The organism is Mycoplana azooxidifex, assembly GCF_014196765.1.
In the GTDB taxonomy this organism is placed as follows: Bacteria; Pseudomonadota; Alphaproteobacteria; order Rhizobiales; family Rhizobiaceae; genus Mycoplana; species Mycoplana azooxidifex.
Genome location: NZ_JACIEE010000004.1, coordinates 72,756 through 94,189 on the forward strand (window position 1 = coordinate 72,756; position 21,434 = coordinate 94,189).

At 65.7% G+C, this 21,434-nt stretch carries 24 protein-coding genes and 1 pseudogene; 13 read left to right on the forward strand and 12 right to left on the reverse strand.

Annotated features, from left to right (window positions below; genetic code table 11):
• Positions 1 to 714, forward strand: a complete 714-nt coding sequence (locus tag GGQ64_RS09650; RefSeq protein ID WP_183804216.1) for a YdcF family protein — start codon at positions 1 to 3, stop codon at positions 712 to 714.
• Between the two features lie 80 nt (positions 715 to 794).
• The gene (locus GGQ64_RS09655; protein ID WP_183802835.1) at positions 795 to 1,586 is read left to right on the forward strand and encodes a lysophospholipid acyltransferase family protein; all 792 of its coding nucleotides are present in this window, start codon (positions 795 to 797) and stop codon (positions 1,584 to 1,586) included.
• 37 nt (positions 1,587 to 1,623) lie between these two features.
• On the opposite strand, the gene GGQ64_RS09660 is transcribed toward GGQ64_RS09655, so the two are convergent.
• On the reverse strand, positions 1,624 to 2,163 hold the full coding sequence (locus GGQ64_RS09660; RefSeq protein WP_343059452.1) for a gamma-glutamylcyclotransferase: 540 nt from the start codon (positions 2,161 to 2,163) through the stop codon (positions 1,624 to 1,626).
• Positions 2,164 to 2,275: 112 nt separating this feature from the next.
• Here GGQ64_RS09660 and GGQ64_RS09665 point away from each other — a divergent pair, with 112 nt between their 5' ends.
• Positions 2,276 to 3,271 carry a DUF2125 domain-containing protein gene (locus GGQ64_RS09665; RefSeq protein WP_183802838.1) on the forward strand — a complete coding sequence of 332 codons (996 nt, stop codon included), beginning with the start codon at positions 2,276 to 2,278 and terminating at the stop codon, positions 3,269 to 3,271.
• A gap of 6 nt (positions 3,272 to 3,277) precedes the next feature.
• Here GGQ64_RS09665 and GGQ64_RS09670 read toward each other — a convergent pair whose 3' ends face one another.
• The gene (locus tag GGQ64_RS09670; protein ID WP_183802840.1) at positions 3,278 to 4,213 is read right to left on the reverse strand and encodes a prephenate/arogenate dehydrogenase family protein; all 936 of its coding nucleotides are present in this window, start codon (positions 4,211 to 4,213) and stop codon (positions 3,278 to 3,280) included.
• Positions 4,214 to 4,278: 65 nt separating this feature from the next.
• Positions 4,279 to 5,058, reverse strand: coding sequence for a class I SAM-dependent methyltransferase (locus tag GGQ64_RS09675; RefSeq protein ID WP_183802843.1), 780 nt, complete (start codon positions 5,056 to 5,058; stop codon positions 4,279 to 4,281).
• Between the two features lie 94 nt (positions 5,059 to 5,152).
• Here GGQ64_RS09675 and gloB point away from each other — a divergent pair, with 94 nt between their 5' ends.
• Both gloB and GGQ64_RS09685 read left to right on the forward strand, forming a co-directional pair.
• Positions 5,153 to 5,923 (forward strand): hydroxyacylglutathione hydrolase, encoded by a 771-nt coding sequence (gene gloB, locus GGQ64_RS09680; protein ID WP_183802846.1) that lies wholly within the window; start codon positions 5,153 to 5,155, stop codon positions 5,921 to 5,923.
• The gene (locus GGQ64_RS09685) at positions 5,923 to 6,345 is read left to right on the forward strand and encodes a cupin domain-containing protein (RefSeq protein ID WP_183802849.1); all 423 of its coding nucleotides are present in this window, start codon (positions 5,923 to 5,925) and stop codon (positions 6,343 to 6,345) included. Before gloB ends, GGQ64_RS09685 begins: the two co-directional genes overlap by 1 nt.
• Here the strand turns inward: GGQ64_RS09685 and yddG are convergent.
• Together yddG and GGQ64_RS09695 are read right to left on the reverse strand one after the other, a co-directional pair.
• Positions 6,342 to 7,238: an aromatic amino acid exporter YddG gene (yddG, locus tag GGQ64_RS09690; protein ID WP_183804222.1), complete on the reverse strand. Its 897-nt coding sequence runs from the start codon at positions 7,236 to 7,238 to the stop codon at positions 6,342 to 6,344. The two genes, GGQ64_RS09685 and yddG, sit on opposite strands and share 4 nt — an antisense overlap.
• Before the next feature lie 31 nt (positions 7,239 to 7,269).
• Positions 7,270 to 8,040, reverse strand: coding sequence for a DUF3108 domain-containing protein (locus GGQ64_RS09695; protein WP_183802852.1), 771 nt, complete (start codon positions 8,038 to 8,040; stop codon positions 7,270 to 7,272).
• Between the two features lie 281 nt (positions 8,041 to 8,321).
• On the opposite strand from GGQ64_RS09695, the gene rpmB reads away from it, so the two are divergent.
• The gene (gene rpmB, locus GGQ64_RS09700) at positions 8,322 to 8,606 is read left to right on the forward strand and encodes a 50S ribosomal protein L28 (RefSeq protein WP_183802855.1); all 285 of its coding nucleotides are present in this window, start codon (positions 8,322 to 8,324) and stop codon (positions 8,604 to 8,606) included.
• A 115-nt stretch (positions 8,607 to 8,721) separates the two neighbouring features.
• Positions 8,722 to 9,363, forward strand: a complete 642-nt coding sequence (locus tag GGQ64_RS09705) for a VUT family protein (protein WP_183802858.1) — start codon at positions 8,722 to 8,724, stop codon at positions 9,361 to 9,363.
• A 138-nt stretch (positions 9,364 to 9,501) separates the two neighbouring features.
• On the opposite strand, the gene GGQ64_RS09710 is transcribed toward GGQ64_RS09705, so the two are convergent.
• The 4 genes from GGQ64_RS09710 to GGQ64_RS09725 are packed head-to-tail and all read right to left on the reverse strand — an operon-like array spanning position 9,502 to position 14,157.
• A complete protein-coding gene (locus GGQ64_RS09710; protein WP_183802863.1) occupies positions 9,502 to 10,503 on the reverse strand; it encodes an esterase-like activity of phytase family protein in 1,002 nt (333 codons plus the stop codon).
• A 52-nt stretch (positions 10,504 to 10,555) separates the two neighbouring features.
• The gene (cobT, locus tag GGQ64_RS09715) at positions 10,556 to 12,457 is read right to left on the reverse strand and encodes a cobaltochelatase subunit CobT (RefSeq protein WP_183802866.1); all 1,902 of its coding nucleotides are present in this window, start codon (positions 12,455 to 12,457) and stop codon (positions 10,556 to 10,558) included.
• Between the two features lie 18 nt (positions 12,458 to 12,475).
• Positions 12,476 to 13,474, reverse strand: a complete 999-nt coding sequence (gene cobS / locus GGQ64_RS09720; protein ID WP_183802869.1) for a cobaltochelatase subunit CobS — start codon at positions 13,472 to 13,474, stop codon at positions 12,476 to 12,478.
• Positions 13,475 to 13,533: 59 nt separating this feature from the next.
• The gene (locus tag GGQ64_RS09725; RefSeq protein WP_183802873.1) at positions 13,534 to 14,157 is read right to left on the reverse strand and encodes a J domain-containing protein; all 624 of its coding nucleotides are present in this window, start codon (positions 14,155 to 14,157) and stop codon (positions 13,534 to 13,536) included.
• A 135-nt stretch (positions 14,158 to 14,292) separates the two neighbouring features.
• Between GGQ64_RS09725 and GGQ64_RS09730 the strand changes: the two genes are divergently transcribed.
• Positions 14,293 to 14,574 (forward strand): BolA family protein, encoded by a 282-nt coding sequence (locus GGQ64_RS09730; protein WP_183802875.1) that lies wholly within the window; start codon positions 14,293 to 14,295, stop codon positions 14,572 to 14,574.
• Here the strand turns inward: GGQ64_RS09730 and GGQ64_RS09735 are convergent.
• From GGQ64_RS09735 to GGQ64_RS09745, 3 genes and pseudogenes are all read right to left on the reverse strand, one after another.
• A pseudogene (locus GGQ64_RS09735) lies at positions 14,575 to 15,264 on the reverse strand (transporter associated domain-containing protein); the annotation flags it as partial.
• Positions 15,265 to 15,431: 167 nt separating this feature from the next.
• The gene (gene aroB / locus GGQ64_RS09740) at positions 15,432 to 16,562 is read right to left on the reverse strand and encodes a 3-dehydroquinate synthase (protein ID WP_183802886.1); all 1,131 of its coding nucleotides are present in this window, start codon (positions 16,560 to 16,562) and stop codon (positions 15,432 to 15,434) included.
• A gap of 9 nt (positions 16,563 to 16,571) precedes the next feature.
• Positions 16,572 to 17,156: a shikimate kinase gene (locus tag GGQ64_RS09745; protein ID WP_183802889.1), complete on the reverse strand. Its 585-nt coding sequence runs from the start codon at positions 17,154 to 17,156 to the stop codon at positions 16,572 to 16,574.
• 123 nt (positions 17,157 to 17,279) lie between these two features.
• Here GGQ64_RS09745 and GGQ64_RS09750 point away from each other — a divergent pair, with 123 nt between their 5' ends.
• The 5 genes from GGQ64_RS09750 to GGQ64_RS09770 all read left to right on the forward strand — a co-directional run bounded on the left by GGQ64_RS09750 (position 17,280) and on the right by GGQ64_RS09770 (position 21,433).
• Positions 17,280 to 17,429 (forward strand): hypothetical protein, encoded by a 150-nt coding sequence (locus GGQ64_RS09750; RefSeq protein ID WP_183802892.1) that lies wholly within the window; start codon positions 17,280 to 17,282, stop codon positions 17,427 to 17,429.
• Positions 17,426 to 18,373, forward strand: a complete 948-nt coding sequence (xerD, locus tag GGQ64_RS09755; RefSeq protein ID WP_183802895.1) for a site-specific tyrosine recombinase XerD — start codon at positions 17,426 to 17,428, stop codon at positions 18,371 to 18,373. The genes GGQ64_RS09750 and xerD overlap by 4 nt, the downstream gene beginning before the upstream one ends.
• Positions 18,374 to 18,447: 74 nt before the next feature.
• A complete protein-coding gene (locus GGQ64_RS09760; protein ID WP_183802898.1) occupies positions 18,448 to 19,401 on the forward strand; it encodes an acetyl-CoA carboxylase carboxyltransferase subunit alpha in 954 nt (317 codons plus the stop codon).
• Positions 19,402 to 19,610: 209 nt separating this feature from the next.
• On the forward strand, positions 19,611 to 21,200 hold the full coding sequence (locus tag GGQ64_RS27780; protein ID WP_246422556.1) for a L,D-transpeptidase family protein: 1,590 nt from the start codon (positions 19,611 to 19,613) through the stop codon (positions 21,198 to 21,200).
• Positions 21,197 to 21,433 (forward strand): sulfurtransferase TusA family protein, encoded by a 237-nt coding sequence (locus GGQ64_RS09770; RefSeq protein WP_183802901.1) that lies wholly within the window; start codon positions 21,197 to 21,199, stop codon positions 21,431 to 21,433. Before GGQ64_RS27780 ends, GGQ64_RS09770 begins: the two co-directional genes overlap by 4 nt.
• The last annotated feature ends 1 nt before the right edge of the window (position 21,434 follow it).

Here is a 21,434-nt window from a genome sequence, read left to right on the forward strand (position 1 = left end):
ATGGACGAGTCGAGGAACCTGATCACGAAGGATGGCACCCCTCCAGCGAGACGCTGGCGGATCCGTCCGATTCGTCGCTTCGTACGGCTGTTTCTCTTCCTGCTCCTGATCGTTTCCGGCGTGATGGTCGGCGGCTTCCTCTATTTCGCCGATACCGTCGCCTCGCTCGAGGCGCCGCGCCATCCCCGTGCCGACGCGATCGTCGTGCTGACCGGCGGGTTCCAGCGCATCGACCAGGCGATCGGCCTCCTGCAGGAAGGCGCGGGCAAGCGCCTGCTGATCTCCGGCGCCAACCCGACCACTTCCGGCAGCCAGATCCGCAAGTTCACCCAGTCCTCGTCCTCGCTGTTCGAATGCTGCGTCGACATCGGCTACGACGCGATGGATACGATCGGCAATGCCAACGAGGCGGCGCGTTGGATCAGCGACCACGGCTACCGCCGGGTCCTGGTGGTGACCAACAATTACCACATGCCGCGCAGCCTGCTGGAACTGAGGCGCAGCGACAGGCAAACCGAGTTCCTGTCCTACCCCGTCATCAATTCCGACCTCAGGAACGGCAGCTGGCTCGGCGAGCCTCAGGTGATGAAGGCGATGCTGTCGGAATACGTCAAATACTCCGTCGCGTTCGTTCGCGACTTTGTCGGTGCGCGGACGGCGACCGGCTTGCGGCGCGACGAACCGTCCCACGCAGCCTTGCTTCCGGAGAACTGAGCGCTTCCCTCTCCGACCCGGTTTCCGGCGCCGGAATTATCGTGTAGGCAGGCTTACCTTCCGAGGAGAGCTTCCGCCTGATGATCGTCGTGCGTTCCATCCTGTTCAACCTGGCCTTCTACATCAATCTGATCCTTCAGATGGTCGTCATGACGCCGGTCTATTTCCTGCTGCCGCGCAAGAAGGCCTACGGCGTTGCCAAGAACTGGGCCCGCAGCAACCACTGGCTGTTCGACAAGATCGTCGGCGCGACCTTCGAGATCGAAGGGCTGGAGAACATCCCCAAGGGGCAGGGCTACATCTTCGCGCCGAAGCACCAGTCCTTCTGGGACGCCTACGCGCTGCTGCCCTGGCAGGACGATCCATTCTACATCCTCAAGCGCGAGCTCACCTGGATCCCCTTGTTCGGCTGGTACATCCTCAAGCAGCGCATGGTCCCCGTCGATCGGGGCGCGCGTGGCCGAGTCATGGCGGCGGTGATGGAACGGGCCAAGGCCGAAATGAAGAGCGGCCGCCAGTTGATCATCTATCCGGAAGGCACGCGCCGCCCCCCCGGCGCGCCGCCCGAGTACAAGTACGGGATCGCAAGGCTCTACCGCGACCTGCAGGTGCCGGTGCTTCCGGTCGTCATGCATCCCGGCCTGTTCTGGCCGCGGCGCAAGTTCCTGCGCTATCCCGGCCATTTCAAGGTCCGCATCCTGCCGCCGATCCCCGCCGGCATGGACCCCGACGCCTTCCTCGCTCACCTGATCGACGTGATGGAGACGGCAAGCGACAGGCTCCTCCTGGAAACGGTCGATGCCAATCCGCACCTGCCGCTTCCCCCCACCGCAGCGCAGCGCGTAGCCGAATTGCGCACGCGCGGCGTCTGAAGCCGGTCGCACAAGAGTGCACAGCGGTGTTCTGACGTCAGCCGCCGTTGACGAGCCGTTCGACGGAACGCCCGACGTCTTCCAGCCAATGGTCGCGAATGCCCATCTCCCGCAGGTGAGCCAGCGTATTGGTCACATATTCGGTGTTCGGCCCGGATTTTCCCTCCGCCGTGCTGACGGCGATCGCCGCCTCCTCGACGGACAATGCGCCGGCATACTGATGATGGGCGCGGTCGATCACATAGGCGAGAGCCGGCTTGCGCAGCCCGTCGCCGAGGGTGACAGGCAGGGTGCGTTCCTTGTAGACGTGGGTGACCAGCTCGCGCTCGCGCAGATAGTCGACCACCGCTCCCCATCGCTCCGGCGACACGCGGAAGGCCATGCCCCGGCATGAGCCGCCCCGGTCCAGTCCGAGCACGAGGCCCGGATGGTCGGGCGTGCCGCGATGAACCCAGGAGCGCACGCACAGCGAGCGGCGGAAGCCGTGCAGGCGGGCGGGCCGGCTCTCCTCCACCTCGAACCCCGGATTCCACATCAGGGAGCCGTAACCGAAGACCCAGAATTCGTTGCTGTCCACCGCGCCTGCCCGTAACTACCTGAATGCCGCCGCAATTGCCGGCTTCTTGCCAGCGAGGGCACAATCTAGACAACTCCTGGTCCTTCCGCCAGAACGGAGAATGGAGAACCGCATGACTTCGACGAACGGCGCGGCGACATCCGGCAGCGCCCGCAGATTTTGGCTTCTCGGCATCGGTGTAGCGGTCGTCGTCGCCCTCTACACCGCCGCCTGGTTCTACGGCGCCGACAGGCTGAAGGCCATCGTCCGCGGGCAGCTCTCCGACGCCTCCGTCGCCGTGGCCTGCACCGGACTGGACGTGAGGGGCTATCCCTTCCGCATCGGTGTGTTCTGCGATTCCCTCGGCCTCGACGACAGCCGCACGGGCACGTCCGCAAGCTTCGGCGCCCTGCGCTCGGCTGCCCAGGTCTACCGACCCGGCCACGCGATCCTGGAACTCGACGGCCCCGCGCAGATCCGCGTTGCACCCGAGATGTCGCTGGTTGCCGACTGGGACCTGCTTCATGCGAGCGTGGTGGCTGGGACGGTGGGTCTGGAGCGCGTCTCGGTCGCCTATGACGCACTCAGGGGCACCTTCACGCCGGGAATGGGCCGCACGGGCCTGACCTTCACGGTGCGTCACGGCGAGGTCCATACGCGCGAGAACGGCGATGCGCTGGACGCCGCCCTGTCTCTGCACGGGCTCGACCTGAAGGTGGCCGACACCGCGGTTCCGAGCCTCGACGCGACGCTGGACCTGTCGATCGAAGGCGCCGCCGGCTGGCTTGCGAGCGGACCGCCGGAGGATGCCCCCCGGGGCACGAAGGGGGAACTGCGCCGTTTCGGCCTCGATTTCGGCGGCGGCAATACCGCAACGCTTTCCGGACGCTACGAGATCGACGACCAGGGCCTGCTCTCCGGCCGCTTCGAGCTGAAGGTGAACGGCATTGATACCGCGCGCGACCTCGTCAAGAGGGCGTACCCCGAGGTTGCCGATACCGCCGACAGCGTCACGGAGACGATCCGCGCCCTGTCGGGCGGTAGCGACGATGCGAGCGTGAGACTCAAGGTCGACGACGGCGTCGTCTATCTCGGCTTCATACCGATCGCAGCCATCCCGCCCCTCTGACGCTGGTCAGGACGGCTTGTCCGGCGGCGCCACGGGCCGGCCGAAGTTCGCAGCCTCCGTGTCCTGGCCGGCGTCGATGATCGAGCGCCGGATCGCCCTGGTGCGGGTGAAGAGGTCGAACAGCTTCTCCCCGTCGCCCCAGCGGATCGCCCGCTGCAGATAGGCGAGATCCTCGGAGAAACGCGACAGCATTTCGAGAATGGCGTCCTTGTTGTGCAGGCAGACGTCACGCCACATGGTCGGGTCGGAGGCGGCAAGACGGGTGAAGTCGCGAAAGCCGGACGCCGAAAACTTGATGACTTCCGATTCCGTCACCGTCTCGAGGTCGTCTGCCGTGCCGACGATGTTGTAGGCGATGATGTGCGGCAGGTGCGAGACGATCGCCAGCACCTTGTCGTGGTGCTCGGTGTCCATCTCGTCCACTTTCGAGCCCAGCGTTTCCCAGAACGTCGAGAGCTTCTTCTTCGCGGCCTTGTCGGTGCCGTGCACGGGCGTGAGGATGCACCAGCGCCCGCGGAAAAGGTCGGCGAAGCCTGCGTCGGGTCCGGAATGTTCGGTGCCTGCGAGCGGATGGCCGGGGATGAAGTGGACGCCCTTGGGCACATGCGGCAGCATCTGCGCCACGACGGACGCCTTGGTGGAGCCGACATCGGTGAGGATCGCACCGGGCTTGAGGTTGGGCGCGATCTGCTGGGCAACGCTGCCGGAAGCGCCGACCGGAACGGAGACGATGACGAGATCGGCGTCGCGCACCGCCTCGGCCGCGTCGAGATGGTAGTCGGTCCCCAGTTCCAGCTCTCTTGCCCGGCGCAGTGTGTCCCCGCTGCGGCTGGAGATGACGACCGAGCCAGCCAGCCCCTGCTCCTTCACCGCGCGAGCAATGGAGGAGCCGATGAGGCCGATGCCGATCAGCGCGATCCTGTCAAACTGTTGAACCGACATGCCTGCCGCCCTTTGTGTCAGATCAGATGCCCTCCCGCGATGGACGGGGATGGTCGCGCCAGCCATTACCGGCGCTGCGTCGGATTGTCGAGGGGCCGGAGCTTCAGCGTCGTCCGGGTCGAGGGGACGCCCGAAGGCGCCAGGACGGGAACGAAGACGCGCCGCGATGCGCGGGCGGCCACCGGCAGGCCCTGATAGAGCCGCTTCTGCGCCTCGACCACGAGCACGCCGGAAAACATCGGCCAGAGCCTTCGGCCGAGCCGTTCGAAGGCGCTGCGCAGCTTGTGGACGGCGCGATGCTTCGACGGCGGGAACAGCAGCGCCTCCGCGCTCGCGCCGGGGGTGAAATTGGTCTCGCGCAACAGATGGGTCAACTGGCTGCGCGAATAGGGCCTGCCTGAACCGAAGGGCGTGTGCTCCATGCGCGCCCAGACGCCGCGCCGGTTCGGCACGACGATGATCAGGCGGCCGCCGGGCGCGAGCACGCGCCAGAGCTCCTTCATCGTCTCGCGCGGGTTCTCAGCGAACTCCAGCGAATGCACCATCAGGACCCGGTCTATCGACGAATCGGGCAGCGGCAGTTCCTCGTCGAAGACGAGCGCCGTCGCCGACGCCTCTCCGAGCGGCCAGTTCACAGCACCCTGTCCCGCCGGCATGAAGGCGAAGGTGCGCTCCGTATCCTCCCGGAACCGGTCGAGATAGGGCACGGCATAGCCGAGCCCGACGAGGCGCTCCTCGGGAAGGCGGGCCCAGATCGACGCCAACGCCATCGTGATCGAGTGCTCTGCGAGATGGCCGAGAGGTGAGTGGTAAAATTCGCGAAGATCGACAATATCTGCGTGCATCGGCGAGATGTTAGCGACCGGGCGATGGACTTCAAGGCCCGAGCCGCTAGATTCGATCGCACATACCCGTTCTCCGCGCCGGAAGGATCGTGCCATGACATCATTCGACATCGAACTCTTCGGATGCCGGAGCGACAATTTCGGGGTGCTGCTCCACGATCCGGCAACCGGCGCGACCGTCAGCATCGATGCGCCGGAGGAAAAGCCCATCCTCGACGCCCTTGCCCGCCGCGGGTGGGCGCTGACGCATATCCTCACCACGCACCACCACACCGATCACGTGGAGGCGAATCAGGCCCTCAAGGCCAGGTTCGGCGTCGAGATCGTCGGGCCGGCGCGCGAACGCGACAGGATCCCCGGCATCGACCGCGCGGTGGACGACGGCGACCGCTTCGATCTCGCCGGCCACCCCATCGAGGTCATCTGGACGCCGGGCCACACCGCCGGCCATGTCTGCTACTACCTGCCCGACGACGGGTTGCTCTTTGCCGCAGACACGCTGTTTGCACTCGGCTGCGGCCGCCTCTTCGAGGGAACGCCGGCGCAGATGTGGCAGTCCCTGTCGAAGCTTGCGGCATTGCCCAAGGAAACCACCGTCTATTTCGGCCACGAGTACACCCTCTCCAATGCCCGCTTCGCGCTCACGGTCGATCCCGACAATGCGGCGCTGAAGGCGCGCGCCGGCGAGATCGAGCGCATGCGCGCGGCCGGACGCTTCACCGCACCGACCACGATCGGCCTCGAAAAGCAGACGAACCCGTTCCTGCGCCCCGCCGACCCCGGCATTCGCAGGGTGCTCGGCATGGCGGATGCGACCGATACGGAGGTCTTCGCCGAGATCCGCGGCCGCAAGGATCGCTTCTGATGACGCCGAAGAAAATCATCGCCGCCCTCGGCATGCAGCGCCATCCCGAGGGCGGTTGGTATGTCGAGACTTTCCGCGACACCGAGGGCGGTGCCCGCGGCCATTCGACGGCGATCTACTATCTTCTGGAGAAGGGCGAACGCTCGCACTGGCATAGGGTCAGCGACGCCGTCGAGATCTGGCACCATTATGCCGGCGATCCCCTGAAGCTCCAGATTTCCGGCGACGGACAGGTGATCACCACCCAAGTCCTTGGAACCGACCTTGAAAACGGCGAGCGGCCGCAGGTGCTGGTTCCCGCCGGCTGGTGGCAATGCGCCGAACCGGTCGGCGACTGGTCCCTGGTCGGCTGCACCGTGGCACCCGGCTTTTCCTTCGAGGCCTTCGAGATGGCGCCGCCGGACTGGCGGCCGGGGCTCTAGGCCGCAGCCCCTTCCGCCGACCGCTTCGGCTTGCGTCGCAGGATCATGTCCTTGGCCGCCAGCACCGCGCCACCGGTGACGAGGACGCAGGCGAGCGCGATGCGCCAGGACGGTTCCGCAAATCCCGTCAGCACCAGGTTGAGCGTGGAAAGCAGCGGCGCGGCATAGCTCGCCGCACCGAGGATCTGGATGTCGCCGTTCTTGACGCCGAAGTCCCAGGCATAGAAGGCGGCGCCGACGGGAAGCAGGCCGAGGCCGAGAACGGCGAACCACTCGAAGCCGGTCGCGGGCCAGACGGTCGTCTCCAGGGCCAGATGGCACACGAGCGACAGGAGCGCGGTCGCAAGGCAGAAGCCGGTCACGACATCGGTGGAGACGGCGTCGAACCGGCGCGTCAGCAGCGAGTAGCCCGCCCAGGCGAACGCGCAGAGAAAGGCAGCGCCGTAGCCGAGCGTATGGGCGCCGTCGAACGACAGGCCATTTCGCGCGACGATCAGCGCCGTCCCGGCCAGGCCCGCCAGCGCGCCTGCAATGTGGTACCAGCGCAGCCGCTCGCCCGGCAGCATCGCCGAGCCGACGACGATCAGCAGCGGCCAGAGATAGGCGATCAGGCCGGCCTCGACCGCCGGCGCGTTGCGCAGCGCCGTGAAATAGAGGAAGTGGTAGCCGAACAGGCCGGCGATGCCGACGATCCAGACCTTGGCAGGCTGGCGCAGGAGCTTCAGCCGCTCCGGCCGGGCGATCAGCACGCAAATTCCCGGAAGGCTGCCGATCAGAAAGCAGATCGCCGAAAGCTGGAACGGCGGCATCTGGCCCGAGGCCGTGGTGAACAGCGCCAGCAGCGACCACATCAGGATCGCCGAAAAGCCGATGAATGTCGCCTTCAACTTCACAGTCACTGCCCCCGCATCGCGCCGTTGCGGCTCAGCCGCCGAAACGGGTGGCCGATACCGTGACCGGGCCGAGTTTGGTCGGGATCCGGGCATAGACGGGGGCATATACCGCGACCGCGTCGGCCTTGGCAAACCAGATTTCCATCGTCGTCAGCTGGCGCAGGTATTCGACGTCGCGGCGGCCCTTGCGATAGCCCGAACGCGGCACGAAGCGCACGCCGCAGACCTTCACCTCGCCCTCGAAGCCGCGGGTGGAGAACGGCCGCGAACCCTTGTCGACGAGCTTGATGTCCATGCGTGACTCGCCGTCGAAGATCGGCAGCGTCTTGGAGCAGACATTGCCGCCGTCGGGGATGATCAGGCCCGAGATCGGATCGATCACCGCGCGCATGTCCCTCTCCCGGACGGGCACCCAGTTCTCCGGCGAGCGCCGCCGCTCGGGGCGGATCGAGGCGCTGGAGACATTGCCGTTGCGAAACGTCACGTCGATCGCCCGGGCACGCTTGCCGCTGCGATAGGACATGGAGTACTTCGAGGCCCGCAGCCTGCCATCCGAGAGGACCCCGGTGACCGATGTCGTGCCGTGCGTATTGGCCAGGATATCGGCGAGACCGGCGGAGTCCATCCGTCCGGAAATGCTGTAGCGGCGGCCGTCGAACGCCGAGCGGAAGCTTGCGGTCGCGACGGGAAAGCCGGCGAGCCTTATGCTGTAGTCAGTGACGTGACTGACTTCCTGCGCGGATGCCGCGCCCGCGGCCAGCACCGGCAACACCACCGCTGCGACCCATGTCCTCCAGCCCATCTTCCAAACGCTCCTTCGTCCGATCGACTATAGATCCCATTGCGGCAATTCTGCGCCGCCGCCCCTTCGCGGTGCCTCGGGAACGAGAGGATCCGGCCCGGCTATTGGTCTCAAACCACTGCGGTTTGCAACTGTTTTCCGGCAATGGGCCAAGGTTTGGCTTGACGCCACCACCGCGGATGACTATAGAACCGCAACTTTTCCAATAAGGCCAGACGGACTGCGGCCGGACACGGCGCCGGAATCGTATTGTCCGAAACCAAAGAAGAATAGGTGCATCCATGTCCCGTAGTTGCGAATTGACCGGCAAGGGCGTCCAGTCTGGCAACAATGTCAGCCACGCCAACAACAAGACCAAGCGCAAGTTCCTGCCGAACCTGTGCAACGTCACGCTGATCTCCGATAGCCTCGGCCAGCGCTTCCGCCTGCGCGTTTCCGCAGCAGCGCTCCGCTCGGTCGAGCATCGCGGCGGCCTCGACGCCTTCCTGCTGAAGGCCGACGAGAACGAGCTGTCCATGCGCGCTCGCCTGCTGCGTCGCCAGATCGCCAAGAAGGCCGCCGCCTGATCATCGGGCGCGTCTTTTCGAGACACGCATTGGCCTGACCGATCATTCGGGCAGGCCTCTCTGCATTGCAGACATCGCTGTAACTCCAACTGGTGGCATCACCCAGGATAAAAAAATGCAGGCGAACCGCATTACCCTCACCTATGTCCTCCTGATGACGCTCGTCGTCGTCGCCTCCAATATCCTGGTACAGTATCCGCTGCCCGGAACGCTGTTCGGCGTCAGTCTCGGCGACATCCTGACCTTCGGCGCCTTCAGCTATCCCGTCGCCTTCCTCGTCACCGACCTGACCAACCGCCAGTTCGGGCCGAAGGTCGCGCGCAAGGTGGTGATCGCCGGCTTCGCCGTTGCCGTCCTCTTCTCCTTCGCCGTCGCCTCGCCGCGGATTGCGATCGCCTCCGGCTCCGCCTTCCTGCTCGGCCAGTTACTCGACATCTCGGTCTTCAACAGGCTGCGCCGCCAGAGCTGGTGGCAGGCGCCGCTGCTCGGCTCGCTGATCGGCTCGGCGCTGGATACGGTCATCTTCTTCTCGATCGCGTTTTCGCCCGTCTTCTCGGTCTTCGGTCCGAACGACGCATTCGCCATCGAGAGCGCCCCCATCCTCGGTCTCCTTGCCGCCGAGGCCCAGCGCTGGATTTCCTGGGCCATCACCGATTTCGGCGTGAAGATGCTGATGGGACTGGTGATGCTGCTTCCCTATGGCGCGCTGATGAGCACGCTCAAGCCCATGCCGGGCGTCGAGAAGGCCACCGCCTGAATCGGAACGTCTTATGCGTTTCCCCCGCCGGGCCGTCCCTGTGACGGTATCCGGGAAGGCCGCTTCGGCGGCGAAGAACAATAGCTGACGCGGGGATCGACTGGCCGCTTGTGGGGAACCGCAGGCGGCCTTTCTCTGTCAGAGGCCCCCGGTCAGGCGGAATTCCAGCATCAGGTTGCGCTGCAGGATCGAGTGGTTGTCGTCGGAGACGATGATGATGCGGATGTCCCCGTCCGGCAGTTGCAAGATGTCCAGGCCTTCCATGTTGTCGATCTGGTGGCTCATGTCGGCATCCATCAGGACCTCGCCGTCGACGACCGCACCCGGACGGATGTCTTCGGCCTTGATGCGCCGGATACGCATGCCGACCCCGTCCGACAACCGGAAACGCCGCTCGAGCAGCAGCAGGTCGCCGTTCGGCAGGAAGCCGCCGTCGGTCGCGTCGTACGGATCGTTGCGGACGACGGAGAACGTGCCCTTCAGCGGCCCGTCGAGGATCGCCGCCATCATGTTGCCCTGCGCATCGAGGCTGCGCTCGGCAACGATGACCGGCGCGCCCGCAAGCGGCCCGTCCTTCGGCGCCACCGCGATCGTCTCGAAGCCACGATTGATGCGGATCTCCCGGCGCGGATAGGGAATGGCGTAGCTCCCCTTGGGGCCGGAGGTCGTAAAGCCGGGATCAGGATAGACGTCGACGCGATGGTTCTGCTCGTAAGCGACGATCGCCGCCCCCGGGGAAAGCGCCAGCCCCTCGGCGTCCATGAGATACTTGATGTTTTCGTTCTCGCCGCTGGCGTTCAGCATCGAACTGATCTTCACGTTCGCAAGCCCGGAAAGCGCTCCCTCCCCGTCGCGCTCTATGGCCCCCGTCATCCAGTGGCCGGTGTCGAGGACGGCGACGAAGTGCTTGTGGTCGGGACGGAACCGGATCGATGACATGGCGCCGACGAGCGCGTTCGGCGAGGAATACAGGATCCCGCCGACAAACTCGAGCTTGCCGAAGGCACGCGCGGTGGAGCCGACGCCGAAATGCGAGATCGTCCGGCTGTCGATCTCGAGCGCCACGCTGGTCGCCGAACCGGGTGCCGCAACGACGGTCGCGGCAAGCGCTGCGGCAAACAGGACGGACAGTCGCGTCATCAGCTCTCCATGCCCGGCGATCGCCCGCGGCGCGGCCTGTTTCGGTTATGCCTCAGCCGGCGCGGCGAAGGGTGCCCGGCCGTTTGCGGCCCGTGGTCTCGTCCGCAAACAGCGAAGCGAGTTGCTCGGTCATGGCGCCCGCGAGTTCGTCGGCATCGACGATCGTCACCGCGCGGCGATAATAGCGGGTGACGTCGTGGCCGATGCCGATCGCCAGCAGTTCGACGGGCGAGCGCGTCTCGATCTGTTCGATGACCGCGCGCAGGTGCCGCTCCAGGTAGTTGCCGGGATTGACCGACAGCGTGGAATCGTCGACCGGCGCGCCGTCGGAGATCATCATCAGGATACGGCGTTGCTCGGGCCGGCCGAGCAGCCGGTTATGCGCCCAGATCAGCGCCTCGCCGTCGATGTTTTCCTTCAGCAACCCCTCGCGCATCATCAGTCCGAGGTTGCGCCGGGCCCGGCGCCAGGGCGCATCGGCCGATTTGTAGATGATGTGGCGCAGGTCGTTGAGGCGACCGGGCGACTGCGGCTTGCCGCCGGCGAGCCACTTCTCGCGCGCCTGCCCGCCCTTCCAGGCCTTGGTGGTAAAGCCCAGGATCTCGACCTTGACGCCGCAGCGCTCGAGCGTGCGCGCCAGGATGTCGGCGCAGGTCGCAGCCACGGTGATCGGCCGCCCGCGCATCGAGCCTGAATTGTCGATGAGCAGGGTGACGACCGTGTCGCGGAAATTCGTGTCCTTCTCCCGCTTGAAGGAAAGCGGCTGCATCGGATCGATGATGATGCGCTGCAGGCGGGCGGAATCGAGATAGCCCTCCTCCAGGTCGAATTCCCAGGAGCGGTTCTGCTGGGCCATGAGCCGGCGCTGCAGGCGGTTGGCGAGGCGGCCGACGGCGCCTTGCAGGTGCGAGAGCTGCTTGTCCAGGAAGGCGCGAAGGCGATCCAGCTCGGCTTCGTCGCAAAGTTCCTCGGCGGCGATCGTCTCGTCGAACTCCTCGGTGAAGACCGAATAGTCCACCTTCTCGTTGAAGTCCCCGAAGATGCTGGGCCGGCGGACCTCGCCGGGCGTCTCGCTGTCCTCGTTGTCCTCGTCGGCGAGTTCGTCGTCGGAAATCTCCGCGCCGTCCATCTCGCCGTCTTCCATCTGCTCCTGCGCCGTCTCGTTCTCGTCGGCGGGTGCGGCCTCGTCGCCGGCCTCTTCCTGGCTCTCGCTCTCGTCTTCCTCGTTGCTGCGCGGCTGGTCCTCGTCGGTCTCGCTTTCCTGGTCGTCCGGCTCGCTCTCCTCCTCGCCGATGTCCTCGGCGACATTCATGGAAGCGAGCATGTGGCGGACGATCTTGGCGAAGGCCTGCTGGTCGTTGATGGCGCCGGCGAGATCGGGAAAGTCGCCGCTGGCCTTGTCCTCGATGAAACCGCGCCAGAGGTCGAGCACCTTGCCGGCTGTCTCCGGCGGCTTCTGCCCGGTCAGCTTCTCGCGCACGAGCAGCGCCACTGCTTCTTCCAGCGGTGCGTCCGCCTGGCGCGTGATCGCGCCGAAATTGGCGCGGGCATACTTCTCCGAAAGCATCGAGTTGATGTTGTCGGCCATGCCGCTCATGCGGTTGGAACCGATCGCTTCGACGCGCGCCTGCTCGACAGCGTCGAAGACGGCGCGGGCGTCGGCGCCCTGCGGCGACATGGTCGCGTGGATGCGGGCATCGTGGCAGGCCTTACGCAACGCCATGGAATCGCCGAGCCCGCGGGTGACGGCAAGCTCCGCCTGCGTCGGACGCTTGGAGAGTTCCGGCAGGCGCATGCGCTCGCCCGTCAGGCCGGGGCGTTCGTTGGCGAACACCACCTCGATCTCGGCATCGCCGGCGACAGAGCGGATGCAGCCGGTCAGTGCCCGCCGGAACGGTTCGACATCGACCGGGGCGCCGGGTCTCGGCCTGGAATTGTCACCGCGAGCAGCCATCTTTCACCTGCCCGGCCTTCAGGCCGTGGCCTCCAGCACGATGTTGGCCGCGCTCTCCTTCAGTTCGACCCCGAAGGCGCGCTGGTAGTGTTCGGCCACCAGCGCCCGCTCCAGCTCGTCGCACTTGTTGAGGAAGGTGACGCGGAAGGCGAATGCGAGGTCGCCGAAGATCTCCGCGTTCTCGCCCCAGGTGATGACCGTACGCGGGCTCATCACGGTCGAAAGGTCGCCGTTGACGAAGGCGGCGCGCGTCAGGTCGGCGACGCGGACCATGCGCGAGATCGTCTCGCGCCCGTCCTTCCTGGCGGCCAGCGTCTTCACCTTCGCAGCGACGATATCGACCTCGTTGTCGTGCGGCAGGTAGTTCAACGTGGTCACGATGGACCAGCGGTCCATCTGCGCCTGGTTGATCTGCTGCGTGCCGTGGTAGAGGCCGGTCGTGTCACCGAGGCCGACGGTGTTGGCGGTGGCGAACAGGCGGAAGGCCGGGTGCGGGCGAATGACGCGGCTCTGGTCGAGCAGCGTCAGGCGGCCGGACGATTCCAGCACGCGCTGGATAACGAACATCACGTCCGGGCGGCCGGCGTCGTATTCGTCGAAGACGAGGGCGACGTTGTGCTGGTAGGCCCAGGGCAGGATGCCGTCCTTGAACTCGGTGACCTGCATGCCGTCCTTGACCACGATCGCGTCCTTGCCAACGAGATCGATGCGGCTGACGTGGCTGTCGAGGTTGACGCGCACGCACGGCCAGTTGAGCCGGGCTGCGACCTGCTCGATATGGGTGGACTTGCCGGTGCCGTGATAGCCGGAAACCATCACGCGGCGGTTGTGAGCGAAGCCGGCGAGGATGGCGAGCGTCGTCTGGCGATCGAACAGGTAGTCCGGATCGAGGTCCGGCACATAGGCGTCGGGCTTGGAATAGGCCGGGACGCGGATATCCGTGTCGATGCCGAAGACTTCCCGTACCGAGACCGTGGTATCCGGGAGGTTGGAAATGTCGAGATCCATCTTGCTCATACTGTCTCCGCAGCAGACGCCCTCGCATCCGCCCTATGTCCTGTTTCAGCCGACCTGCTCTAGCAGAAGCCGGCCTGCTTTAACAATTGATATGCTTGGATGACCGCCCGAAAACGCTCTTCCGATCCCCTGTCTCCGCCATTTGCGTCGGGATGGTGTTTCTTGACAAGGGCCTTGTAGGCCGCCTTGATATCGTCCCCGGTGGCGCTCGCCTGCAGCCCCAGCGTATCGAAGGCCTTGGCCTCCAGCGTCTTCAGCTTGCGCGCCCGCGGCTGCATGCGCGAACCGCCCGCCCGCCCCTCGGCGACGAAGCCGAACGGGTCGCGGATGCGATGCTGGGCGCCGGCCGTGCCCGAGCGCACGTTGCCATGCACCGGCCCGCTCTTGCCGCTCTTGTTCACGCCCATCGTCCAGGTCGGGCGATGCCCGGTGATCGCTTCCTTCTGGTAGCGCGCGATCTCGCTGTCCGACAGGCCGGAGAAATAGTTGTAGCCCTTGTTGTACTCCTTCACGTGCTCGAAGCAGAATAGGAAGAACTGGCCTTCGGCATTGCGCCCGACCGGCGCGCGATGCACGCCCGCCTGCTCGCAGCCGTCCCATTGGCAGGTCGGCGCGACGGGTTCCGGACGCTCCACGCGCCGGCGCGTCCGTATCCGGTCGAAGTATTTTGAATCGAGTTTCATGGGTCCAATTATGGGGCTCGCGGCGGAGCACGACAAGAATTGACAAAGCGGTTTGTTGCTGGCTTTGTGGGACCATTTTCCGCGCGAGACCGCGTGGTTTCGCAACGTCCCGAGGCGGCGTCCCAAGGCGGGCAGATGACGATAACATCCCGGATAGAATATAGGTTGACCGAGGCGCTTTCGCCAGAGCGGCTCGAAGTGGTCAACGAAAGCCATCTCCACGCCGGCCACCAGCCCGGATTCGACGGCGCCGGCGAGACCCACATGCGCATCCGCGTCATCTCGGCGCAATTTGTCGGCAAGACCCTCATCGCCCGTCACCGGATGGTCAACGATCTCGTCCGGGAGGAGTTCGACGCAGGCCTGCACGCGCTGGCGATCGAGGCCGCCGCCCCGGGCGAGCCTGTCCGCTGGTAGTCAGCCCCTGCCCGCCGTCCCCTCGACCGGGCGGATGCGAAGCCGGGTGATCCGGTTCTTGACCCGCTTCATGACGATGAAGCGCTTGCCGTGGAAGGTGAAGGCCTGCCGCTCCTCGGGGATCAGCTTGGATTCGTGGATGACGAGGCCGGCGATGGTCGTCGCCTCCTCGTCCGGCAGCGACCAGTCGAGCGCGCGGTTGAGGTCGCGGATCGCCACGCTGCCGTCGACGACGATCGAGCCATCCGGCTCCTGCCGCACGCCCTGCAATCCGAACTCCCGCTCGTTGGAGGCGTCGCCGGCGATCTCCTCGAGAATGTCACTGATGGTCACGAGCCCCTGCACCTCGCCATACTCGTCGACGACGATGGCAAAGTGCCGTCCCCGCCGCAAAAAGGCGCTCAGTTGCTCCTTCAGCCCGGTGGTGTCGGGAACGAACCAGGGTTTGCCCGCCACCTTGGCGATATCGATCGCGCCCGCCTCCGAGCCGGCCTCGACAAGCGCGCGCAGCATCGCCGCCTGATGGATGACGCCGACGATGTTGTCCGTAGAGCCGCGCCAGAGCGGCATGCGCGAATAGGGACTGTCGAGCACCGCGCGCACGATCGCCTCCGACGCCTCGTCGGCATTGATGCCGCGCATGGCGGTGCGGTGTACCATGACGTCGGAGACTTCGAGTTCGTCGAGATCGGACAGGGCAGCGCTGCGCTCGCGGTCGATCCCCCGAGATACAGCTTCGCGACCGGCCGGCGGCGAAATGGCGCGGACCTCCCCTGCGCCGGGCGAAGGCACGGCTTCCCCGGAGGCCGCCAGGCCGAGACACCCGAATAGCCGCCGCAGGATGCCGTACCGTCGTGTCATCGCGGATACTTGTCCTTCAGGAAGGAAAGAACTTCCGATGCCGGCACGTCGTCGGCAACGAAGGACTGGCCGATCCCGCGCGTCAGGATGAAGGTCAGCTTGCCCGACTTCACCTTCTTGTCCTGGGCGATCGCGTCCATCAGCCGCTCCGCCGGCGGCAGGTCGCCGGGGATCTGCGTCATCGACACCGGCAGGCCCACCTCGGTCAGATGCGCCTCGACGCGACGCGCGGCGTCCGGGCTCGCAAGGTTCATCCGCGCCGAGAACTGGTGCGCCAGCACCATGCCGATCGAGACACCCTCGCCGTGGACGAGGCGGCTGCTGTCGTAGCCGGTCGCAGCCTCGAGCGCATGGCCGAAGGTGTGGCCGAGGTTGAGCAGCGCGCGCGGGCCGTTTTCGCGCTCGTCGGCCGCGACCACGTCGGCCTTGGCCTGGCAACTTGTGGCGATCGCCTCGATGCGGGCGGGACCGCCGGCGAAGATCTCGCGCCAGTTCGTCTCCAGCCAGGAGAAGAAGTCCGGCTTGTCGATCAGGCCGTACTTTGCCACCTCGGCATAACCGGCGCGGAATTCGCGCTGCGACAGCGTGTCGAGCACGTCGGTGTCGGCGAGCACCAGGTCGGGCTGGTGGAACACTCCGATCAGGTTCTTGCCGTGGCGCGAATTGATGCCGGTCTTGCCGCCGACCGACGAATCGACCTGGGCCAGCAGCGAGGTCGGCACCTGGATGAAGCGCGATCCGCGCCGCACGACCCCGGCGGCGAAGCCGGTCAGGTCGCCGATGACGCCGCCGCCCAGCGCTACCACCGCGTCGTTGCGTTCGATTCGGGCGCCGAGGACGCTGTCGCACACAGCCATCAGGTGCTCGAAGCCTTTCGTCTTCTCGCCGGCCGGCAGGACCAGGGAAACCGCCTCGATCCCGCTCGTAGAGAGCGAGCGCATGAAGGGATCGAGATAGATCGGGCCGACATGTTCGTCGGTGACGACGGCGATGCGGCGCCCCTTCAGCCGGGCAGCGATTTCCGAACCGGCCGCGGCGATGAGGCCGGGGCCGATCAGGATATCGTAGGAACGATCCCCGAGTTCCACGCGAACGGTGCGACGGGTCGATGAGGAGGCGTCTGTCATGGCATCACTTCATATCTGGTTGCCGGCGGTCGCGGCGATGGCGGCCAGCACTTCATCGGCCACGAGTTCCTTGCGCACGTCGCGTGACTGGACGGTCAGGTCCGCCTCCGCATAGATCGGATAGCGGGCGTTCATCAGGTTTTCCAGCGTCTGTCTCGGATTTTCCGTCTTCAGCAGCGGACGCGTATCGCGCTTGCTGACCCGCTCCCACAGAACGTCGAGATCGGCCTTCAGCCAGATGGTGAGGCCGCCACGCTTGATGTGCCGGCGGGTGCGCTCGTTGATGAAGGCGCCGCCGCCGGTCGAAACCACGCGCGGGCCGCTCTTGAGGAGCCGCTTCATCACCCGGCTCTCCAGCGCCCGGAACTCTTCCTCGCCGTAGGCTGCGAAGAGATCGGAGATCGACATGCGCGAGACCCGCTCGATTTCGTGGTCGGAATCGATGAACGGCACCGACAACTGCTGCGCCACCAGCCGGCCGATGGCCGATTTCCCTGCGCCCATCAGTCCGACCAGAACGAGATTGCGCTTGCCGAGCGCCGCACGCGCATTCTGCACAAGCTCCGCAGGGGCGGTTTCCACAAGGCCGATCATCAGGCAATTCCGATTGCTGCTTCCTTCCGTATCTGCAAAAGCGCCGGAAGCGTCAAGTGCTTGCGCGCCTTGCGCTCGCTCTTGCGCAGGGCGATATAGGAGGTCGGTTCCACGGAGCGCGCAATGCCTAGTCTTTTCCGTTTCCTGTTCTTCTGCGCGGTCGTCGCCGGCATCGTCTACGGGATCATGATCGCACTGGTGACCTTCGTCGAGCCGCGCCCGCGGGACGTGACGATCCGCATCCCCTCCGAACGGGTGAACACCCAGCCATGATGGACAGCGCGGCGATCCAGATCGAAGCCTTTCTGGAGATGATGAGCGCCGAGCGCGGAGCGGCAGCCAACACGCTCGCCTCCTACGAGCGCGACCTCGAGGATGCGCGTTCCTTCCTGCTGCAGCGGCAGGTGCGCATGGTCGAGGCGGAAGCAGACGACCTGCGCGCCTATCTCGGCCATCTCGCCAGGCAGGGCTTCAAGGCATCGTCCCAGTCCCGCAAGCTCTCCGCGCTCCGGCAGTTCTACAAGTTCCTCTATGCCGAGGGCGTGCGCGACACCGATCCGACCGGCATCCTCGACGCACCCCGCAAGGAGCGGTCGCTGCCGAAGACGCTCTCGACCGATGACGTCACGCGCCTGGTCGACCTGGCAGCGCGGGAATCGGCGGCCGGTGCGGACCTCCAGCGGCTGCGCATGCACGCTCTCGTCGAGCTGCTCTACGCGACCGGCATGCGCGTCAGCGAGCTGGTGTCGCTGCCCGCCACGGTCCTTGCGCAGGGCGGACGCTTCCTTGTCGTCAAGGGCAAGGGCAACAAGGAGCGGCTGGTGCCCCTCTCCCGCTCCGCGATCGCCGCCCTGCAGGCCTATGGGACGAGGCTCGCCGAGGAGCGTGAACGGCAGGAGGACGCAAAGGAGAGCCCGTTCCTGTTTCCGTCCACCGGCAAGGAGGGATACCTGCCGCGGCAGGTCTTCGCCCGCGACCTCAAGGCGCTGGCCTCACGGGCGGGCATCCGCGCCTCGACGCTCTCGCCGCACGTCATCCGCCATGCCTTCGCCAGCCACCTCCTGCAGAACGGAGCGGACCTGCGTGCGGTGCAGGAGCTGCTCGGCCACTCCGACATTTCGACCACGCAGATTTATACCCATGTGCTAGAAGAGCGCCTTTATCGCCTGGTGCAGGACCATCACCCCCTTGCCAAACAGGCAAAAAAACCGGATTAGAGCCGCCATTCCGCCGCCGTCGCCTTCTAGGTTGCGCGGCGGAAAGTTGGAGCAAACGATCGGAAACGCATCTCATGCACAATTACCTCGACTTCGAAAAGCCTATCTCGGACCTCGAAGGCAAGATCCACGAATTGCGCAAACTCGCCGAGGAAGACGAGAGCATCGACACGTCGGACGAGGTTGGGCGGCTCGAGGCGCGCTCGCGCGAGGCGATGATCGATATCTACTCCAAGCTGACGCCCTGGCAGAAGACGCAGGTTGCGCGCCATCCGCAGCGACCGCACTTCATCGACTACGCGGCGAAGCTGTTCGAGGAATTCACGCCGCTGTCCGGCGACCGCAAGTTTGCCGAAGACGAGGCGATCCAGGCCGGCCTCGGCCGCTTTCGCGGCCAGTCCGTCGCGATCATCGGCCAGGAAAAGGGCAACGACACGAAATCGCGGCTGAAGCACAATTTCGGCAGCGCACGCCCGGAAGGCTATCGCAAGGCGATCCGGGTGATGGAACTGGCGGATCGCTTCGGCCTGCCGATCATCACGCTTGTGGACACCGCCGGCGCCTACCCCGGCATCGGCGCCGAGGAGCGCGGCCAGGCGGAGGCGATCGCGCGCTCCACCGAGATGTGTCTCAACGTGCGCGTCCCGATCATCTCAGTCATCCTGGGTGAAGGCGGTTCGGGGGGCGCGATTGCGATTGCGACCGGCGACCGCGTCTACATGCTGCAGCATGCGATCTACAGCGTGATCTCGCCGGAAGGGGCAGCCTCCATCCTTTGGCGCGATTCGACGCGGGCCAAGGAAGCGGCCAGCAACATGAAGATCACCGCCGAAGACCTGAAGGGGCTCGGCGTGATCGACGGCATCATCCCCGAGCCGCTCGGCGGCGCCCATCGCGACCCGGATGCCGTGATCGAAGCTGCAGGCAATGTGGTGGCAGACGCCCTGCTCGAGCTTTCCGCAAAGCCGGGCGAGCAGTTGCGTCGCGATCGCCGCCAGCGCTACCTCGACATCGGCCGGCAGCTCTGAACGCAAACGGTGCAAACCGCCGGCCTTTTGCACGGGGTCGGCGAATGCGGCCAAACCTTGGACATATTCTGATGGTTTTGAGCGTATCCACAGATCGAGTGTTACACGACGATTTTCCGTTTACGGTTGGTTAAGTATAAACAAGCATGATTCCGCGTCCGCCGTGTCGACGTGGATGGACTGCCTACCAGTTATATTGGACCTGACGCATGCGCCTTAAGGTACTCGCCGCTGTTTCATTGCTTGCCGTGGCCGTCGCCGGTTGCACGAACGAGACGCTCGACAATGTCGGTGTCGATGTCAGGAAGGTTTCCAACAAGACGCAGTACCAGCTTTCCGGCCAGGTCGTCTCCAAGATGGCCTCGCTGAACATCGACCGCCACTCGCCGGTCACCCTGCGCATCTTCAAGGAAGAAGGCATCCTGGAGATCTGGAAGGCCGACCGGTCGAACCGTTTCCAGATGATGAAGAGCTACCAGATCTGCGCGTGGTCGGGAAAGCTCGGGCCGAAGGTGAAGGAAGGCGACCGGCAGGCGCCGGAAGGCTTCTACCCGCTCGGCCCCCAGCACATGAACCCGAATTCCCAGTACTACCTGGCGATCAACACCGGCTTTCCCAACACCTATGACCGGGCAAACGCCCGCTCCGGCAGCAACCTGATGATCCACGGCGCCTGCTCCTCGTCGGGCTGCTACTCGATGTCCGACGAGCAGATGGTCGAGATCTTCGCCTTTGCCCGCGACGCCTTCAAGGGCGGACAGAAGACGATCCAGCTCCAGGCCTATCCCTTCCGCATGACGGCGGAGAACATGGCGCGCCATCGCGACAACCCGAACATCGAATTCTGGAAGATGCTGAAGGCCGGCTACGACAACTTCCAGGTCACCAAGCGCCCGCCGGAAGTGGGCGTCTGCGACCAGAAATACGTCTTCAACCGGCAGACACCGGATGGAAAGGCGTTCTCGGGCATCGCCGCCCAGTGCCCGGCGATTTCCACGCCGTCGCAGTTGCAGGTGGCGATGAACGGCTACGAGAAGACCTATGCCGCCGAGTACGCCAAGGCGATGAAGAAATACGAAGGCACCGTCTGGCTGGAGCCCTCCGAAGCCCAGCGCAAGGCGATCGTGGCCGACAAGCGCAAGGGGCGCGAGCTCGCCTATGCCCCGACCGGCAACTCGATCGACGCCGGCAAGCTCATGTCGCTGCGCGAGATCGAAGCCGAGAAGAAGCGGGCGGAAGACGCAGCAAAGCGCAAGATCGAGATGGCCGAAAAGGCCAGGCAGGACGAGGAAGACCGCAAGACCGCGGAATTGCAGAAACTCGCAGACGACGTCGCCGCACAGAAGGCCGCGCAGCAGCAGGCCGCCGCCGCCGGCGTCGCCGTGCCCGCCGCCAATCCGGGCATCGCATCGGTGCAGGCGGAGCAGGACGCCGAAAAGAAGCCCTTCTGGAAACTCTGGTCCAGCAGGGGCACCGCAGCCTCGGGGTCGGCCGGCGCCGCCTCGACGACGGCCGCGGCCACCCCGCCGGCCCAACCTGCTCCCGCCGCCGCCGCTGCCGAGAGCGACACCGACGAAGGCAATACCGCCTCCATCGGCGCACAGCAGGAGCAGAAACAGACCGTTCCCGCACAGGCGGATGCCAATGCTGCCGCTGAGGCTGGTGCCGCCGCTGAGGCGGATGCCGGCGACCAGGCGCCCCAGGCCGCGCCCGCCCAGGCCGCGCCCGTCCCGGCAGCGACCGCCGATGCGAGCACGTCGCAGAAGCAGCCTTTCTGGAAATTCTGGAAGAAGCAATGACCACAGTCGATCCGGGCGAGGTCTACGACCTGCGCGGCCTGAAGTGTCCGCTGCCGGTATTGAAGACGCGCAAGCGCCTGGAACAGTTGCCTTCCGGCACCACGCTCTGGATCGAGACGACAGACCCCCTCGCGGTCATCGACATTCCGCATTTCTGCAGCGAGAAGGGCCATGCGCTCGAATTCAGCGAGCGCACCGACGATGGCCACCGCTTCCTGATCCGCAAGGGCTGAC

What these genes read in the sequence shown, in the direction of transcription:
- GGQ64_RS09670 (WP_183802840.1), bottom strand. Translation starts at nt 4,213, where the DNA reads ATGTCGGTTCAACAGTTTGACAGGATCGCGCTGATCGGCATCGGCCTC.
- GGQ64_RS09760 (WP_183802898.1), top strand. Translation starts at nt 18,448, where the DNA reads ATGCACAATTACCTCGACTTCGAAAAGCCTATCTCGGACCTCGAAGGC.
- GGQ64_RS09650 (WP_183804216.1), top strand. Translation starts at nt 1, where the DNA reads ATGGACGAGTCGAGGAACCTGATCACGAAGGATGGCACCCCTCCAGCG.
- GGQ64_RS09710 (WP_183802863.1), bottom strand. Translation starts at nt 10,503, where the DNA reads ATGACGCGACTGTCCGTCCTGTTTGCCGCAGCGCTTGCCGCGACCGTC.
- GGQ64_RS09695 (WP_183802852.1), bottom strand. Translation starts at nt 8,040, where the DNA reads ATGGGCTGGAGGACATGGGTCGCAGCGGTGGTGTTGCCGGTGCTGGCC.
- cobT (WP_183802866.1), bottom strand. Translation starts at nt 12,457, where the DNA reads ATGGCTGCTCGCGGTGACAATTCCAGGCCGAGACCCGGCGCCCCGGTC.
- gloB (WP_183802846.1), top strand. Translation starts at nt 5,153, where the DNA reads ATGACATCATTCGACATCGAACTCTTCGGATGCCGGAGCGACAATTTC.
- GGQ64_RS09730 (WP_183802875.1), top strand. Translation starts at nt 14,293, where the DNA reads ATGACGATAACATCCCGGATAGAATATAGGTTGACCGAGGCGCTTTCG.
- GGQ64_RS09655 (WP_183802835.1), top strand. Translation starts at nt 795, where the DNA reads ATGATCGTCGTGCGTTCCATCCTGTTCAACCTGGCCTTCTACATCAAT.
- GGQ64_RS09705 (WP_183802858.1), top strand. Translation starts at nt 8,722, where the DNA reads ATGCAGGCGAACCGCATTACCCTCACCTATGTCCTCCTGATGACGCTC.
- GGQ64_RS09665 (WP_183802838.1), top strand. Translation starts at nt 2,276, where the DNA reads ATGACTTCGACGAACGGCGCGGCGACATCCGGCAGCGCCCGCAGATTT.
- xerD (WP_183802895.1), top strand. Translation starts at nt 17,426, where the DNA reads ATGATGGACAGCGCGGCGATCCAGATCGAAGCCTTTCTGGAGATGATG.
- GGQ64_RS09750 (WP_183802892.1), top strand. Translation starts at nt 17,280, where the DNA reads ATGCCTAGTCTTTTCCGTTTCCTGTTCTTCTGCGCGGTCGTCGCCGGC.
- GGQ64_RS09675 (WP_183802843.1), bottom strand. Translation starts at nt 5,058, where the DNA reads ATGCACGCAGATATTGTCGATCTTCGCGAATTTTACCACTCACCTCTC.
- cobS (WP_183802869.1), bottom strand. Translation starts at nt 13,474, where the DNA reads ATGAGCAAGATGGATCTCGACATTTCCAACCTCCCGGATACCACGGTC.
- GGQ64_RS09685 (WP_183802849.1), top strand. Translation starts at nt 5,923, where the DNA reads ATGACGCCGAAGAAAATCATCGCCGCCCTCGGCATGCAGCGCCATCCC.
- GGQ64_RS09745 (WP_183802889.1), bottom strand. Translation starts at nt 17,156, where the DNA reads ATGATCGGCCTTGTGGAAACCGCCCCTGCGGAGCTTGTGCAGAATGCG.
- rpmB (WP_183802855.1), top strand. Translation starts at nt 8,322, where the DNA reads ATGTCCCGTAGTTGCGAATTGACCGGCAAGGGCGTCCAGTCTGGCAAC.
- GGQ64_RS09725 (WP_183802873.1), bottom strand. Translation starts at nt 14,157, where the DNA reads ATGAAACTCGATTCAAAATACTTCGACCGGATACGGACGCGCCGGCGC.
- GGQ64_RS09770 (WP_183802901.1), top strand. Translation starts at nt 21,197, where the DNA reads ATGACCACAGTCGATCCGGGCGAGGTCTACGACCTGCGCGGCCTGAAG.
- aroB (WP_183802886.1), bottom strand. Translation starts at nt 16,562, where the DNA reads ATGACAGACGCCTCCTCATCGACCCGTCGCACCGTTCGCGTGGAACTC.
- GGQ64_RS27780 (WP_246422556.1), top strand. Translation starts at nt 19,611, where the DNA reads ATGCGCCTTAAGGTACTCGCCGCTGTTTCATTGCTTGCCGTGGCCGTC.